This window comes from Leptospira alstonii serovar Sichuan str. 79601 (genome assembly GCF_000347175.1).
Classification (GTDB): domain Bacteria; phylum Spirochaetota; class Leptospiria; order Leptospirales; family Leptospiraceae; genus Leptospira; species Leptospira alstonii.
On the sequence record NZ_ANIK01000116.1, the window covers coordinates 58,270 to 72,857 of the forward strand.

At 45.5% G+C, this 14,588-nt stretch carries 15 protein-coding genes; 13 read left to right on the forward strand and 2 right to left on the reverse strand.

From position 1 onward, the window contains the following. Window positions 1-5: 5 nt before the first annotated feature. The 11 genes from LEP1GSC194_RS19280 to plsX all read left to right on the forward strand — a co-directional run bounded on the left by LEP1GSC194_RS19280 (window position 6) and on the right by plsX (window position 9,730). The gene (locus tag LEP1GSC194_RS19280; protein ID WP_020775147.1) at window positions 6-791 is read left to right on the forward strand and encodes a segregation and condensation protein A; all 786 of its coding nucleotides are present in this window, start codon (window positions 6-8) and stop codon (window positions 789-791) included. Continuing rightward, window positions 758-1,321, forward strand: coding sequence for an SMC-Scp complex subunit ScpB (gene scpB / locus LEP1GSC194_RS19285; RefSeq protein WP_020775158.1), 564 nt, complete (start codon window positions 758-760; stop codon window positions 1,319-1,321). The genes LEP1GSC194_RS19280 and scpB overlap by 34 nt, the downstream gene beginning before the upstream one ends. Further along, window positions 1,314-2,405 (forward strand): prephenate dehydratase, encoded by a 1,092-nt coding sequence (gene pheA, locus LEP1GSC194_RS19290; protein WP_020775196.1) that lies wholly within the window; start codon window positions 1,314-1,316, stop codon window positions 2,403-2,405. The genes scpB and pheA overlap by 8 nt, the downstream gene beginning before the upstream one ends. Beyond that, window positions 2,402-3,319, forward strand: a complete 918-nt coding sequence (locus LEP1GSC194_RS19295) for a prephenate dehydrogenase (RefSeq protein ID WP_036043808.1) — start codon at window positions 2,402-2,404, stop codon at window positions 3,317-3,319. Before pheA ends, LEP1GSC194_RS19295 begins: the two co-directional genes overlap by 4 nt. Continuing rightward, on the forward strand, window positions 3,300-4,622 hold the full coding sequence (aroA, locus tag LEP1GSC194_RS19300; RefSeq protein WP_020775122.1) for a 3-phosphoshikimate 1-carboxyvinyltransferase: 1,323 nt from the start codon (window positions 3,300-3,302) through the stop codon (window positions 4,620-4,622). Before LEP1GSC194_RS19295 ends, aroA begins: the two co-directional genes overlap by 20 nt. Then, window positions 4,615-5,307: a (d)CMP kinase gene (gene cmk, locus LEP1GSC194_RS19305; protein WP_020775126.1), complete on the forward strand. Its 693-nt coding sequence runs from the start codon at window positions 4,615-4,617 to the stop codon at window positions 5,305-5,307. Before aroA ends, cmk begins: the two co-directional genes overlap by 8 nt. 52 nt (window positions 5,308-5,359) lie before the next feature. Beyond that, on the forward strand, window positions 5,360-7,042 hold the full coding sequence (locus LEP1GSC194_RS19310) for a 30S ribosomal protein S1 (protein ID WP_020775198.1): 1,683 nt from the start codon (window positions 5,360-5,362) through the stop codon (window positions 7,040-7,042). 12 nt (window positions 7,043-7,054) lie between these two features. Beyond that, a complete protein-coding gene (locus LEP1GSC194_RS19315; protein ID WP_020775151.1) occupies window positions 7,055-7,798 on the forward strand; it encodes a YfgM family protein in 744 nt (247 codons plus the stop codon). After that, a complete protein-coding gene (gene hisG, locus LEP1GSC194_RS19320; protein ID WP_036043811.1) occupies window positions 7,798-8,418 on the forward strand; it encodes an ATP phosphoribosyltransferase in 621 nt (206 codons plus the stop codon). Before LEP1GSC194_RS19315 ends, hisG begins: the two co-directional genes overlap by 1 nt. Window positions 8,419-8,516: 98 nt before the next feature. Next, window positions 8,517-8,717, forward strand: a complete 201-nt coding sequence (rpmF, locus tag LEP1GSC194_RS19325) for a 50S ribosomal protein L32 (protein ID WP_000290471.1) — start codon at window positions 8,517-8,519, stop codon at window positions 8,715-8,717. Window positions 8,718-8,722: 5 nt separating this feature from the next. Then, window positions 8,723-9,730 (forward strand): phosphate acyltransferase PlsX, encoded by a 1,008-nt coding sequence (gene plsX / locus LEP1GSC194_RS19330; RefSeq protein ID WP_086005207.1) that lies wholly within the window; start codon window positions 8,723-8,725, stop codon window positions 9,728-9,730. A gap of 143 nt (window positions 9,731-9,873) precedes the next feature. On the opposite strand, the gene LEP1GSC194_RS19335 is transcribed toward plsX, so the two are convergent. After that, complete coding sequence (locus LEP1GSC194_RS19335) at window positions 9,874-10,884, reverse strand: hypothetical protein (protein WP_020775116.1); 1,011 nt, start codon at window positions 10,882-10,884, stop codon at window positions 9,874-9,876. Window positions 10,885-11,015: 131 nt separating this feature from the next. Between LEP1GSC194_RS19335 and LEP1GSC194_RS19340 the strand changes: the two genes are divergently transcribed. Beyond that, complete coding sequence (locus tag LEP1GSC194_RS19340) at window positions 11,016-12,110, forward strand: endonuclease/exonuclease/phosphatase family protein (RefSeq protein ID WP_017810105.1); 1,095 nt, start codon at window positions 11,016-11,018, stop codon at window positions 12,108-12,110. 127 nt (window positions 12,111-12,237) lie between these two features. Then, window positions 12,238-12,696: a VOC family protein gene (locus LEP1GSC194_RS19345; RefSeq protein WP_017810104.1), complete on the forward strand. Its 459-nt coding sequence runs from the start codon at window positions 12,238-12,240 to the stop codon at window positions 12,694-12,696. A 394-nt stretch (window positions 12,697-13,090) separates the two neighbouring features. On the opposite strand, the gene LEP1GSC194_RS19350 is transcribed toward LEP1GSC194_RS19345, so the two are convergent. Further along, the gene (locus tag LEP1GSC194_RS19350) at window positions 13,091-14,578 is read right to left on the reverse strand and encodes an adenylate/guanylate cyclase domain-containing protein (RefSeq protein WP_020775189.1); all 1,488 of its coding nucleotides are present in this window, start codon (window positions 14,576-14,578) and stop codon (window positions 13,091-13,093) included. Window positions 14,579-14,588 lie beyond the last annotated feature (10 nt).

Consider the following 14,588-nt stretch of genomic DNA (forward strand, 5'->3'; position numbering starts at 1 on the left):
TTTGAATGGAGAATGAAGAATCCGGTAAGTCCTTTGTAGTTCAATGGAATAATGGCGAAGGCGGTTTGTCGGAAGGCCCTCTGTCCGTCCTCTGGAGTTTGATTGAAAGTTACAAAGTGGACATCTTTGATGTTTCTCTCTCTCGCATCACCCGGGATTTTTTAAGTTTCCTGCGCATTTCCGAAACTCTCTCTTTGGAACTGAGCGCAGAATACGCCTTGATGGCCGCAAACCTGATCTATCTCAAATCCAAGGCCTTGTTGCCGGACCCCGGGTTTGAGGAAGAGGATTACGAACCTCCGCTTCCTCCCGAACTTGTAGAAAAACTTTTAGAACATAAGAAGTTTCAACTCACCGCCAAAAAACTTTCGGAAATGGATCAGAATCAGACCGGAGTTTTTAGAAGAGAATCCAACGTCACTCTGGACGAAGACGACAATTGGCTCGACGTTTCTCTTTTGGATCTGATTTCCGCCTTTCATGAAATTTTGGAATCCCAATCGGAAGAGCCCGAAATTCCCGCCTTACTCACCGCGCCGCATCGTTTTACCGTAGAGGAAAAAATGGAAAAAATTCTTTCTTTTCTCCGTGAAAAAAAGGAAATCTCTTTTCCGGAATTATTCGAACGGGAGCGACCTGAAAAAGCGGAAATCGTTGCCACTTTTCTGGCTTTGCTGGAACTAAGTAAGCAGAGGATTCTCCGAGCTAAACAGCATAAACTGTTCGGGGAAATCCGTTTATTTCTGAACGAGGGACATTGGAACGGGACAGAACAGCAATCAAAGGATTGATCGAGGCCTTACTTTTCGTTTCCGGTGAACCCCTAAAATTGGCGAGCATCGCTAAATCCGCGGAAATAGAAAAAACCGAAGCCCGCGAAATTCTGGACGAACTCGTTCTGGATTACTCCGAAAAAAACGGGGGATTCCTTCTCAAAGAAATCGCAGGGGCGTATCAATTCGTTACCAACGGAAGTTTTGCGGAATTGCTCGGAAACATCTTTAAGGAAAAAAGAAGAGAACAACTTTCCAAGTCCAGTTTGGATACGCTCGCCATCATCGCTTACAAACAACCCATCACACTTCCGGAGATCGACGAGATTCGAGGAGTTTCTTCCCGAGCCATGGTCACTTCTTTGATTTCTAAAAAGCTGATCAAACCGATCGGGAACAAGGAAGTTCCGGGAAGACCGGCCTTATACGGAACCACGAAAGAATTCTTGATTCATTTCGGTTTGAATAAACTATCGGATCTTCCGGCTCCCGTGGAAGTCAAAGAGCTGAAATTCGAAAACCTGGACGATTTACTCGAAGATGAGTGACTTGGATCAACAACTGAAAATCTTTCGGGATCAGATCGATTCTTTGGATCGGGAAATCGTAAAGTCGATCCAGACCCGCGCCGAGTTTGCGTCCAAGATCGGAGAAATCAAACGCGAACGAAACGAACCCGTTTTTCGGCCGGATCGAGAAAAGGAAGTTTACGAAAAGATAAAGTCTTTGAGTGCGGGACCCTTACCCGACAAAGTGTTGCTCGCGATTTACCGAGAGATCATGTCCGGTTCCATCTCCGTGGAAAAAGGATTGGAAGTAGGTTATCTCGGGCCTGCGGGATCTTTTTCCAATCAGGCGGTCCGCGCCCGTTTCGGAGCTTCCGTCAGCGCGTTGGAATTCAATTCGATCCCGGATGTGTTCCGCGCGGTGGAAACCGATAAGATCGACTACGGAGTCGTTCCGGTGGAAAACTCCAGCGAAGGATTGGTCAACTCCACACTCGATCAGTTTTTGATCTCGGATCTTCTCATCTATTCGGAACATTATCTTCGTATCAACATCAGTCTTCTCGGTTTCGAACACGATCTTTCCAAGATCAAGACGTTATACGGAATCAAGATCGCCAATTCCCAATGCAAAAATTGGCTCGCGGCCAATCTGCCTCACGTCGAGATTGTGGAGACGTCTTCCACCGCCAAAGCGGCCCAGATTGTCGCGGAAAGAAAGGAAGGTTGTGCGGCCGTCGCTTCCTCCATCGCCGCTGAAATTTACGGCCTAAGTCTGATTCGGGAATCCATAGAAGACCTCGCGGACAATACGACCCGATTTTTAATCATAGGAAAAAATCAATGTCCTCCCACGGGAAACGACAAGACATCCGTGGTCTTTTCTTGTCCCGATAAACCGGGCGCCTTGTACCGAGTGCTAAAACCTTTTTTCGATCATCGGTTGAATTTGACCAAGATCGAATCCAGACCCACGAGAAGAAATTCCTGGGAATACAACTTCTTCATCGACTTTTACGGTCATCAAAAGGACGAATCGATCCAAAACGTCCTCGCAAGTTTGAAGGAGAATACGATTTTTCTGAGAGTACTCGGATCCTATCCGATGTCTCCGCAAAACCTGTGAAATCCGAATTTTCTAATATTCTCATATACGGATTGGGACTCATGGGAGCCTCGCTCTCCCTGGCCCTCAAAAAAAAAGGAATTTTAACACACGTTACCGGGGTGGTGAGTTCCCTCGCAAGCAAGTCCAAGGGAGAATCCCTGAAATCCGCGGACGCGATTTTGACCGCGGAGGAATTTCATTCCTCCAAAAGCTGGAAAGATTACGATTTTATTATATTCGGGGTTCCTGTCGATTTAACCGTAAAACTCATCGCACAATTGCCTCTGGATTATTCGGGAATTATAACCGATCTTGGATCCACAAAAAAAGAAATCGTTCACGCCGTAGAAGCTCGGTTTTGGAGTTCCCACAATTATATTTCCTCGCATCCGATGTGCGGTTCGGAGGAATCCGGGCTTGAGTTTGCAAACGCTTCTTTGTATGAAGGAAGACTTTGTATTCTGACTTCTCCCGAAAACGCAAAAGTCGAAGTTAAAAAGAATCTGGAAGCTTTCTGGAGGCTGATCGGAATGGAAACGATCGAAATTCCGGCGGTGGAACACGATTCGATATTATCGTATTTATCACATTCTCCTCATATACTTTCTTCGATCATGGCGGACTGGGCGGCCAATCAAAAGGTCGTAAAACGTTATACGGATCTTTCTCCGATTCCGTTGAACGGAGGCGGTTTTCGGGATATGACTCGAATTGCGGGCTCCAATCCGAAAATGTGGGCGGCGATTTTTTCCTCGAACCAAAACGAGATCTACAAATCCCTTTTGGACTATCGGGATCGGCTCGATATTGTATTAGAAAAATTGAATCCAAAAAACACTCTGAATCCGAAGGAATGGGAAAGTTTTATGGAAACTTCCCGAGAATCCAGGGATTCTATTTTGAAGAACCAGGATGATTCCAAAAAACGTTAAACTCAAATCCAGGGAAATCACGGTCCCCGGCGACAAATCCCTTTCCCATCGATCCGTCTTATTCGCCGCGCTTTCCAAAGGAAACTCCAAGGTGACAGGCTTTCTCGAAGCGGAAGATCCGTTGAACACGATGTCCGCGTTCGCCAAACTCGGGTTAAAGTTCAAAAAGATCAAACCGGGGGAATATGAATTTACAAGTCCCGGCAAAGACGCGCTCGTTGGCCCTGACGTGGAACTCGATTTCGGAAACGCTGGTACGGGAATCCGATTGTCCGCGGGACTGATCTGCGGACTTGGGAGAGTGAACGCGGTTTTGACGGGAGACGATTCCTTAAGAAAACGTCCGATGAGTAGAATCATAAAACCGTTAAGCGCGATGGGAGCTTCCATCGTGGGACTGGGGGAGAAAGAGACCGCTCCTCTGAAAATCGAGGGAAAAAAACTGAAAAGTTTCCGTTACGAAAGCCCGATCGCGAGCGCGCAGATCAAATCCTGTTTGATGCTGGCAGCCATCGCGTCCGAAACGGATTTGGAATATTCAGAAAACATACTATCCCGCGATCATACCGAAAACATGTTCCGGTTTTTAGGAAACAAGATCAGACAAATTTCCCCTTTACATTTTAAGATTTCGCCTCCGTACGTTTTGAACGGGGGAGAGTTTAAGGTTCCCGGAGATATTTCCTCCGCGGCGTTTTTTTTGGTTCTCGGAGTTTTGGCCAAAGAAGGAAATCTTCTCATCAAAAATATAGGACTCAATCCCGCCAGGACGGGGATTTTGACCGCGCTTGAACTTATGGGCGCGAAAATCGAAATCCGGAATCGGAGGATCGAATGCGGGGAACCGGTGGGGGATCTCAAAACTTACCCTTCTACTTTAAAAAAATCGAATATTCCGGAATCGTTAATCCCTGCGATCATCGACGAAATCCCGGTTTTATCGGTCGCCGGACTTTTTGCCGAAGGCGGTTTCGAGATCCGTCACGCCGAGGAGTTGCGCGCCAAGGAATCGGATCGGATCCATACGATGGTTTCCAATTTCCGGGCGCTCGGAATCGAAGTGGAGGAATATCCGGACGGATACGCGTTTGACGGCGCTTCCCCTCGATCTTCGGAGGTTTGGAAATCTCTTTCTTCCGGAAAAAAAATTCCCGTTCTTTCGTATATGGATCATCGAATCGCGATGAGCTTTTTGATCTTAAAAGCCCTTTCCGGATTTTCCCTCGAAATCGACGAAACCTCCTGGATAGAAACTTCTTTTCCCGGTTTTGAAACCTTACTCGAGAGTTGTTTGTATGAATGAAAACGTAATCGCCCTGGACGGTCCCGCCGGTTCCGGTAAGAGCACCGTCGCTCGGCAAATCGCCGAAAGGATCGGTTTCAATTATCTGGATACGGGAGCGTTCTACAGGGCATTGACCCTGTATCTGTTTCGGTTGTACGGCGCTTCGCCTAACACGGCTTCGTTTGCGGAATGGGTAAAAACTTCTCCCGCGGAAAAAAGTTTGTCCGAGGTTCGGATTCTTTGCGAGTTTTCTGCGGGAAACGAAAACAGGATTTTATTAAACGGAGAGGACGTTTCTTTGGCGATCCGAACCCCGGAAATTACGAGGGAAATCAAACATATCGCCAACCGCAGAATTTATCGGGACTTCGTAAACGAAGAACTTCACGCACTCGCTAAACTTCATAAATTGATTATGGACGGAAGAGATATCGGAACCGAAGTGTTTCCGGATGCGAGGTTCAAATTTTATCTGACCGCATCTTCTATGGTTCGGGCCGAACGCAGATTTTTACAGTTGAAAGAGCAGGGGATGGAAGCCGATCGGGATGAGATCGAACGCGAGATCGTTCTTCGAGACAAATCCGATATGGAACGGGAAATCGCGCCTCTCTATCAGGCAAAGGATGCATTCCTGATTGACACTGATATACTCTCCAAAAATAGTGTAATCAGCAAGATCCTTGAAATTCTGGATCGATGACCCCCAACATTCCAGACGGATCCAATACCATTAGCCGAGTAACCTACGCCCCATGATAAACAAGGAAGAGAAGTCCACTTTTGCAGAAGTATTCAAACAGTGGGAACAATCAATACACGAAGAACCGGAACTCCGGAAAGATCAAGTCGTTGAAGGAAAAATCGTCTCCGTCGACAACGACTACGTTTATGTGGCGATCGAAGGGCTCAAACAAGAAGGTCGTATCCCGAGAGGAGATTTCGACGAAACTCCGGAACGCGGAAATTACGTTTCAGCAATCGTAAAAAGAAAAGAGTCTCAGGACTCCGGTTGTATTCTCTCCAAAAAAGAAGCCGACCAAAGAAAGGGTTGGGAAATCGTAAAAGAGGCGTTCAAAAACGGTTATCAAGTTACCGGTCGTTTGGTGAACGAAATCAAGGGCAAAGGTTATATCGTAAACGTGGAAGGGGTGGAACTCTTCTTACCGGCTTCTCAACTCAGTTATAAATTTAAGGAAGGGGAAACCTTCAAAAACAAAGAACTCGAATTCAAGATCATCGAGCTCAACGACCGCACTCGTTCCGGGGTTGTTTCCAGAAAAAAACTTTTGGACGAAGTGAACGAAGAAAAATGGGACGCTCTTCTTTTAAAACTCAAAGTAGGCGACAAGGTAAAGTCTATCGTCAGCAAAATCGCTTCCTTCGGTGTGTTTTGCGAAGTGGACGGAGTGACCGGACTTCTCCGTCAAAGAGATATCTCCTACAAAAAATACGCTCCTTTTAAACAATACTTTCAAATCGGTCAAGAAGTCGAACTGGTCGTTCTGGAACTCGACAAGGAAAACAACAAACTCGCGTTAGGTTTAAAACAACTCTACGAAGATCCTTGGGTTTGGGCGGAACGTTCCTTGGAAAAAGAGATGGTCATCCGCGGAACCGTCACTTCTCTCACTAAATTCGGGGCTTTCGTGGAATTGAAGGAAGGTCTGGAAGGCCTCATTCATACTTCCGAACTGGCTTGGGCTAAAAAACCCCCTCAACCGAAAGACATATTAAAAAAAGGTCAAGAAGTGGAAGCCCTGGTTTTGGATATCGATTTCAAAAACAGAAGACTTTCCTTAGGATTAAAACAACTGCAACCGAATCCTTGGGATCAGTTAGGTCCTGAAATTCGTAGAGGAAACGTTCTGGAAGGTGTGATCACCGGCATCACCAAATACGGCGCGTTTGTGGAAGTGGAAAACGGAATCGAAGGTCTGATTCACATCAGCGATATCACTTGGGACGAAAAGGTTTCCAATCCTACGTCTCAACTTAAAAAAGGCGATACTGTAAAATACATGATTCTCGACGTGAACTTGGACGCGCAGAGGATTTCCTGTGGTCTCAAACAACTGATGGAAAATCCGTACGAGATCTTTCGTAACGAACATCCGATCGGAACCATCGTGGAAGGAAAGATCAAGTCCATCAAAGAATTCGGTATTTTTGTGGAAGTGGCTCCGGGAATCGAAGGACTCGTTCATATCTCCGAAGTTCCGAACGGAAGAGAGGCTAACCTCGTCGAACTTTACAAACCGGACGAGATCGTTAAAACCGCAGTGATCAAAGTGGACGTAAAAAACAAAAAGATTTCCCTTTCCATCAAGGATTTCGATAAGGCGTTGGAAAGAGAGGAAATGTCCAAATACCTGAAAACTTCGGACACTCCTTCTCGCGAAAGTTTAGGAAGTTTTTTAAACACTTCTCTCCGATAAAAACTTAGAATTATGAAACGATACGAAGTCGGTCACACAACCAAAGAAGTGAAAGTCGATCCTTACGCCGACTTTCAAGGCAATAAGATAGAATTGACTCTGATCAAATTTTTCAGAGGGATTGCTTCCCGGATCCGGGAAGTTTTGATCGGGGCCGGGGTGATTTTCGTCGTAATCCTCGCCGTCGTTATCTACGTTCAATATCAGGATTCTCAGTTTGAAAAAGGAACGGTTGCGTTGGAGGTTTTGGATAAAAAATTCCGCGCCAATCCGTCGATCGACTTAAAGGATAAGATCAAGGCTTACGAAGAAATATCCGCTCAGTATTCTTCCAAAAAACTGGAACTTAGACTGGCAAAGATGCTTTCCGATTTGTATTCCCGCAACGGAGAATTTCAAAAAGCCGCGGATAAACTGGAATGGGCCGGGAAAAAAATCGACGAGCCGACGGAAGTAAAGGCGTATTATTTTTATCTCGCGGGAAACATCCGCGAAAGAGAAGGGAATTTCACGTTAGCCGAAACCGACTTTAATACCTCCGCAAATCTTCTTGCAAATACGAGAGAGGCCAACGGATTTTTGGCTTGGAGTTTATACCAAACCGGAAGAATGCAGATCAAAAACGGTAAAAAGACGGAAGCTACGGAATCCTTAAAAAAGGTTTTGGATCAGGAAATCAAAACTCCGGCGACCGATTACAATACCGTAAAACAATACGCCACGTTTCTACTTATACAACTCAATCAGAAAGGCTGATGCTTACACTGGCATTGCCTAAAGGAAGATTGGCTACGGAGAGTATCGATCTGATGATCTCCAAGGGATGGCTTTCCGCAAAACCCGATCCTGATTCCAAAGAACTGATTTACAACGACCCCAAAGGAAAAATTCGAATTCTACTCGTGCGCTCCCAAGACGTTGCGACCTACGTGGAACAATGCGCCGCGGACGCGGGAATCAGCGGCTGGGACGTCCTTAAAGAAGGCGGTTACGATCTTGTGACTCCTTTGGATTTAAAAATCGGCAAGTGCAGACTTTCCCTCGCGGCCCCGGAAGGGTTTACGCTCGAAGCGCGTCACCGCAAGATCAGAGTGGCGACTAAATATCCGAACCTTACACGCGAATTCTTTTTTCACAAAGGATTGTCCTGCGAAATTTTCAAACTCTACGGAAGTATCGAGCTGGCCCCGCTTGTCGGTCTTTCCGACTGCATTGTGGATTTGGTTTCCACCGGTGGAACCCTCAAAGCAAACGGTCTCAAAGAGCTGGACATAATTTTGGAATCTTCGGCTCGTCTCGTTTTCAACCGTTCCTCTTTGTATGGAAAACGAAAGGAAGCGGTGGATTTTATGGATTCTCTTTCTAATTGCTCGTAAAAGAGTCTTCGTTCTTTCCTTTTATTCGAAATAATAGTTGAGGATTACCACCCTCAAAAAAGTATTGTTTAACAATTCAATTTCCCAAGAGGAAAGCAATGGCAGTTCCCAAAAGACGAAAATCGAAATCAAAAGTTAGAACCAAAAGGGCGCATCATGCCATCGGAAAACCGAATTTGGTTCCTTGTCCTAATTGTAACTCTTATAGACTTCCCCATAGAATTTGCCCTACCTGCGGATTTTATAAAACCGGAATCGTTTTAGAGCCGAAAGTTAAGAAGCCGAAAGAAGAAAATTAATTCCTATGATGTGGGTCGCCGTCGATGTAATGAGCGGCGATTACGGGCCGGAAAAAATCATTGAAGGCGCCGTTAATGCCGTCAACCAGGACGGGGCCAATGTCGTTTTGGTCGGCAAAGAGGAAGAAGTTGGGGAGATCCTCCTCAAATTCGAATACGATACAAACAAAGTAAGAATCCAACACGCATCGGAGATCATCGACATGAACGATTCTCCCTCGATCGCCGTACGTGCTCTTCAGGATTCCTCCATCGTTCAAACCACACAACTCGTAGCGGATAAAACCTGCGTCGGTATGTTTTCTCCCGGAAATACGGGGGCCACTATGGCCTCCGCTCTTTTGTATCTGGGTAGAATTCCCGGCGTTTTACGTCCTCCTATCGCCGCCCCGATTCCGCAGGAGGACGGACCGCCGATGTTATTATTGGACGCCGGTGCCAACGTGGATTGCAAACCGGATTATCTGGCGCAGTTTGCGGTGATGGGGGAAATTTACTCAAAGCTAATATTCAATATTTCTAATCCAAAAGTCGGAATTCTTTCCAACGGAGAAGAGGATAAAAAAGGGAACACCGTTTCTCTGAAAGCTTTCGAGATGATCAAAAAACTTCCGATCCATTTTGTAGGCAACGTGGAGGGGCGGGATCTTTACGGAGGCGGTAAGGACGTGGACGTCGTGGTCTGCGACGGTTTTATCGGAAATATCGTTTTAAAAGCGACCGAAGGGCTTTCCAAATCCATCTTTAACGTCTTAAGGGAAAGTATCAAACAATCCAGTTTGGCCCAGACCGGGGCTTTGTTGCTCAAGCCCACCTTTGGAGCGATCAAAAAACGCCTCGATTACGCGGAATACGGAGGGGCTTTGCTTCTCGGTGTGGACGGAATCTGCTTGATCGGTCACGGCTCTTCCAACGCGCTTGCGGTTCAAAGTGCGATCCGAGTCGTGATCGAATGCGCACAACACCAGATCAACGATCGTATTGCGGCCGATATCAAAAAATACGATATTTAACGAACAAATCCGAAATCGATTGTATGTTGCGATTCCATAGAGAGCGTTTCACCGAGTTCAGAGAGTGATGAATTGAAAGCTCCGCGCTTTAGTTTCCATTCGCCCAGATTTTCAACCGACGAACTCACGTTATCTACGGCAAACTACGGATTTTTTCTAAAAACGAAAATAAAAGAAAGAGTAAAAAGAAATCCTAATATAGCAACCAATGCCAAGATGGAACGTTCCGTTGTCGGAAACCAGGTTCCGTTTTCTATCTTTCGATCGACGACTTTTTCCGTTTCTGCAACCGGCGCCCCGCCCGAAACCGAAATGGAAACCTCGTATTTAGGGGAAGGATAACCGACCTTAAACGCCTTCATGTCGGAAGATACGTCTTCCTGAATTCTTTCCTGTTTGGAGGCTCCGATAAAGGAAATTTCCATGTCCTGGGGTTTTGAAAAAACGGCTCTAAAACCTTCCTCTTTTTCCGCGATCATCCTATCTTTAAATGTTACCGTGGAAAGATTACTCGCGGGAATCGTATAAGAAATTTGTAATTCAGAACTTCCGGGAAGGATCGCCCTATCCAATACTTTTCCGTTCGGTCCGTCTTTAAGTTGAAGAGGGATGGCCATTCTAGACTCTCCCTGAGTCAGTTGGCCGACTACTTCGGTCGCTTCGGAAGGAACGAAAATTTCGAAAGGATTTTGTTCGTCTTGATAACTTTTAGGGGGAATGGTATTATTTGATATTAGATAAATCTTAAATACTCTCAGGAAGTCCCTGCCTCTGGAAATTTGCATGGCGGACCTGGTTCTCACAAGGAATTTTTCCTTGGTCTTTTCGTAGACTACGATTTCCTGAACGCCGGAACGAAGAACGGGAACCGGGGGAACCATCTTATTGTAATTGACGCCCGCGTAATTTGCCTGAAGAAGAATCGGAGTCCCGTCCGGAACGGAAAGTTTCGATACGACAAAGGAACCTTTGGAAGGTCCGATTTCCTTGATAGGAATCATCCCTTGTTGAAGGGCGATAATCCGAAGCGATTCTATGTTGCCTTCCTTACCCGTGGTTCCGTTTTTGATGCGGATTTTAAGTTCGAGTTCCTCCGAATGGGCGGATGTTTGTATTAGGAAAAGAAAGAATAGAATCGTAGAGAATATTTTCATCTTAAGCTCTCTAGCCAGTTTTATTTTGCCCGTTCAAAAAGAAAATCCTTTACACTCGCTTTTCCTTCCTAACTTGTATTCTCTTTGAAACATATATATTTTCCATTTAGAAAGCTTCTTAGGAGATAACGATGGGTTGGTTGAGAAAAATTGCGGCCATATTCGGGATTCTTTTCGGATCCCTTTTGATTTTGATCTACTTGATTACGTATCATCCGGATCAAGAGCAACCTGCGGACATTGTCTGTAATGAGAACGCTCCGATCTTAAAATCGGATTTTAAGATCAAAGTTTTGGTGTGGAATGTGCAATATCTCGCCGGTAAAAAAAGGGTTTTTTGGTACGACTTGCCTAACGGCGACGGACCGGACATCGGACCTTCCCGAGAGGAAATCGAAGAGACTCTCAAAAAAGTAACGGACTACATTCGTTCGGAAGATCCCGACGTGATTCTTTTACAGGAGCTTCATGACGGGGCTAAGAACACGTTTCAGGAAGATCAACTGGAAAGAGTTCTTTCGCAGATCGGATCTTCGTATGTGTGTAGAAGCGAAGCCTTTTACTGGAAGTCCCTTTTTGTTCCACATCCTAAAATTTGGGGAAGTGTGGGAATGAAACTCGCTACGATCAGTAAATATAAAATTTCCGACGGTATCCGACATTCTTTACCTCTCATACCCGCGGATCCTATTTCGACTCAGTTTAATTTGAAGAGGGCGATTCTTCAGAACGATTTTCCGATCGAAGGAGGAGATAAGTTTACGGCGCTGAACACCCACCTCGACGCATTTTCCCAAGGAACGGATACGATGCATAGACAGGTGGAGACGATTGCCGGGCTTTTAAAGGAACTGGATCTTGCGGGACATTATTGGGTATTGGGCGGGGATTTCAATTTACTTCCGCCCGGTTTCGATCGAAAGGCCATGCATCCCAACGCCTCCTTTTTTTATTCGGACGAACAGGAAATCAAACCTCTCTTTGATAGATGGAGTTCCGCCGTTCCATTCAATATTTTGAATGGACCTGAAAGAGAAAAATATTATACGTATTACGCGAATGATCCCGCGATCGGCAAACCGGATCGGACGATTGATTATATCTTTTATTCTTCCAATTTGAAACAATCCGGATATAAGGCGGATCAGAAGACGGTTCTTTGGACCGTCTCGGATCATTTCCCTCAGATCGGAAATTATCGAACGACTCAGGCTCGGAGCGAGTAATCCGTATGCCGAGTTTTCAGAAACGAATAACTCGACGACGATTGTTCGGCTGTCGAACGCGAGAGGAACGCTTGCCAAACCGAAAGCGGATAATTCTCTGGAGGAAAGAACTTGGAAAAGGAAGTATATGAGACCTTTTAAGATATTAGGAATCCAGCAGATTGCGGTGGGCGGCGAAGACAAAAAGAAACTCGAAACTTTTTGGGTGGATATACTGGGGCTTGAAAAAACGGGAACGTTTAAAAGCGAAAAAGAAAACGTAGACGAAGACATACTCAGAATCGGTAAGGGCGCTTACGCGGTCGAAGTCGACATTATGCAACCGATCGATGCGAACAAAAGTCCGAAAGTTCACGAACCGAAACTCAATCATATTGGACTTTGGGTGGACGACATTCACAAAGCCGTGGAGTGGCTGACCTCAAAAGGAGTTCGTTTCACACCGGGTGGAATTCGTAAAGGCGCCGCCGGATACGACGTATGTTTCATTCATCCGAAAGGAAACGAAGAATTTCCGTATTCATCCGAAGGCGTGCTTGTGGAACTGGTGCAAGCGCCCGCGGACGTAATCAAAGCTCTCGGCTAAATATTTTCGGGGCGTGCCCATTTTAGTGGATGGGTTTTAGGGGTCAGATGTCAGGGGCGTGCCCCGGCGCTTTGCGCCGGGTCGCGCTCTTCGTTTCAATCTGCAACGCACCATTTCAAACTTTTCGTATATTCCAGTTTCTGCATTTAACTCATGGTGCGTTGCAGGATTTCCACTACGATCGCTCACGCATGCATGTTAGTGGATAGGTTTTAGGGGTCAGCATATTAGATGTCAGTGGATAGGAGTCAGATGTCAGGGTTAAAATTTTTCCGATTTTATCCATAACGGCGCACGGAAGAAATCTAAGTTTACCGTTCGTTTAAAAACGTAGTAGTTCCCACGTTTTAGGGATCAGTGGATAGGTTTTAGGACTTTACAAGTGGATAAGGAATCAGTGGTTAGGAATTAGAACTTTACTTAAAAGAAAAAAGGTTCTCATCGGGCCTTTCCCTTTGACCTCGATAATACCCCGATCTTCAAATACGAATAAGTCCTTGAGAAATTCGTAAACCGCTTCGGAACAATGAATTTTACCGGGCTCGCCGTGCGATTCCATTCTGGAAGCGGTGTTTACCGAATCGCCCCAAAGATCGTAAACGAATTTATTCTTACCGATCACACCGGCGACGACGTCTCCCGTATGGATTCCGATTCGAATATTGAATTCGTATTTCCAGGATTTTTGAAGATCCTTAAGGCCGGAAATCATATCGATTCCGGCTAACGCGATTTTTTCCGCGTGGTCTTCGGTTGCGATCGGAATTCCGCCCGCCATCATATAACAATCTCCGATGGTTTTGATCTTTTCGAGTTGGTACTTGCTCGCAATGTCGTCGAAACAAGTGAAGATCTGATTCAGAATTTCCACGAGTAGATTTGGGGTCGGGATTTGGGTGGAAAGTTTGGAAAAACCGACTATGTCCGCAAATAAAACCGTGGATTTTTTGATATAATCCGCGATCACAACTTCGCCCGCTTTTAATCTTTCCGCGGTCGACTTGGGAAGGATGTTGAGCAAAAGGCTTTCCGACTTTTGTCTTTCCTTCTCCAAACCGACGTTTAATATATTAATTTTTTCTAAAGAGTCTTTGAGTTCGCGGTTTCTTTTGGAAAGGTTTTTGTACGCGTCCGCGTTATCCACGCCGATAGCGACGTAATTGGCAAGGGTTCTTAAGATGCTGAGTTGGTTTTCGCTGAACTCGTTTTTATTGTGGCTCTGGATCGTAAGAATTCCGATGAATCTTTCCTCCACTTTCAAAGGGAGATAAACCGCCGAACTCGTCTTTTCGCCGAAATGTTTCTGAATGGTGGAAACATATTGCGGAAAATCCTTTTCGAGATCGTTCGTAATCAGTTCCTGATTGTTATGGTAACAAAAAGAGGAAGGGTTGTCCTCGGTAAGAGAATCCACCGAAGGAGCGGGAGTATAACGTCCTTCGATCAGGCTGAACTTATATTTGATTTCATTTTTACCCTCTTCGATGATTCCGAACGCGAGAATATCCATAGAAACCATGGACTTCGTGTTTTCATATACGGAAGTCAGTATGATCTTAGGTTCGAGACTGGCGGTGATGATCTGCCCGATCTCGCTCAGCTGTTTTAAGTTCTGATAGGAGGAAACGAGTCTCTGATTGGAATCCTGAAGTTCCGTCTGAACTTTCATCAAACGGTTTTGAGTGGAATCCCCGATTTTCATGAGTTTGGAAGATTGTTTTAAAAGAGATTCGTAAGCGTCGCCGAGTTTGCTCAACTCCTGAAAGAGTTCCTCCTTTTCGAGGGAATCTTTCCTATCCAGCGTTCCGTTGACTTCGTTTAATAATTGGAATTCGTTTTCGAAAAAGGAATTAAAGTCCTTTTGAGTAGAAGTGGGTTCCATGGAAAATTCT